At 67.4% G+C, this 1,419-nt stretch carries 2 protein-coding genes; both read right to left on the reverse strand.

What is annotated here, in order from left to right; genetic code table 11:
* Positions 1-34: 34 nt before the first annotated feature.
* Complete coding sequence (locus COGEMETH_RS25245; protein ID WP_238185407.1) at positions 35-544, reverse strand: papain-like cysteine protease family protein; 510 nt, start codon at positions 542-544, stop codon at positions 35-37.
* A gap of 137 nt (positions 545-681) precedes the next feature.
* Positions 682-1,359, reverse strand: a complete 678-nt coding sequence (locus COGEMETH_RS25250) for an MgtC/SapB family protein (protein WP_238185408.1) — start codon at positions 1,357-1,359, stop codon at positions 682-684.
* Between the last annotated feature and the right edge of the window lie 60 nt (positions 1,360-1,419).

Genomic DNA, 1,419 nt, shown 5'->3' on the forward strand with positions numbered 1-1,419 from the left:
CATAACACGCTCTAGGCCTGACGCGATCGAGGCCTCAACCCGTGTAATACGCGATGTTCGGCCCGATCGTCTTGTATTCGATGATCGCGTTGATGACGTTGCTGACGGCCAGGAAGCGGTCCTTGTTGCCCCAGGGGTTGTTCATCGTGCACATCGTCGAATCGGGGTCGGCGCTGTTGATGACGACGGCGTGGACCTCGTCCGGCTTGGTCCGCATCTTCCATCCGGCCCCGTAGTTGAAGCCGTAGCAATGGTGGGTGAGGATGAAGGGGCCGTTCCGGCTCAGGAAGCTGGAGATCGACCCGATGCTCGCGTCGATCGTCGTGGACGAGAACCCGCACCGGGCCAGGCGCCGCTGAAAGTCGTCCCAGTCGGCGGCGGGGTTGGAGACGGAGGCGTTGTCGGGATTGAACCCGTTCAGGTACTTGCTGACGGTGGGCGAGTGGCCTTCCCGTTCGGCTGCGATCATCGCCATGCAGCAGACCCAGCAGATCGGGCTCTGCCGCTGGTTGACGAGGGGTACGTCGTAATAGATCACACCCATCGGCCAGGACTCCGCGGCGCGAAGGTTTCGCCGGGCGCCGACGGTAATCGGATTTTGTCGATACCGGAAGCGGCAGGGCAATCCGTCAAGATGTGCGGACCCGGCAATCGCTGACGACCGGCGCCACGCCTACTACGTCAGCTCTGTACGTCCTCCACGCCGACCACGTCCGGCATCGCCCGCAACGTCGTGGCGATCGCCTCGACGCTGGTGCGCGACAGGCGCACGAACGAGACCACGACCTCCTCCAGCTCCGGGTCCTCGCCGGGGCGCACTACGAACTGGCGCACCCGAGAGGCCCGCGCGCCGGTGGCCGCGTGCAGGGTGTCGATGGACATGGTGCCCCGGCGCACGGTCAGCCGCAGGGTGCGGGTCTGCATCCGGTCGCGCCAGCGATCCTCCAGGGGCTTCACCCCGGCCAGGATCGCGACGACGAGGATCGTGGTGGCGAGCGCCGGGACGTAGAGACCGCCGCCGATGGCCAGCCCGATCGCGGCCACCGCCCACAGGCTCGCGGCGGTGGTCAGGCCCTTTACCACCTCGCCCCGCAGCAGGATGGTGCCCGCCCCGAGGAAGCCGATGCCGGAGACCACCTGGGCGGCCATGCGGGAGGGATCGAGCGTCACGTCCTTGGTGCCCAGCACGTCGGAGAAGCCGAAGGCCGAGACCATCATGATCAGGCAGGAGCCGACGCAGACCAGCATGTGCGTGCGCAGGCCCGCCGCCCAGAGCAGGCGCTCGCGCTCCAGCCCGATCACGCTGCCGAGCAGCGCGGCCAGCGCGAGCCGGACGATCATTTCCCCGTTGCCGAGCAGCACCGGTCCTCCTTGTCCAAAGACCTTCGCCCGGTCGGGCGTGCTTCCCTCCCCCCTCTG

Origin of the sequence: Methylobacterium trifolii (genome assembly GCF_022179685.1) — a bacterium.
Taxonomy (GTDB): domain Bacteria; phylum Pseudomonadota; class Alphaproteobacteria; order Rhizobiales; family Beijerinckiaceae; genus Methylobacterium; species Methylobacterium trifolii.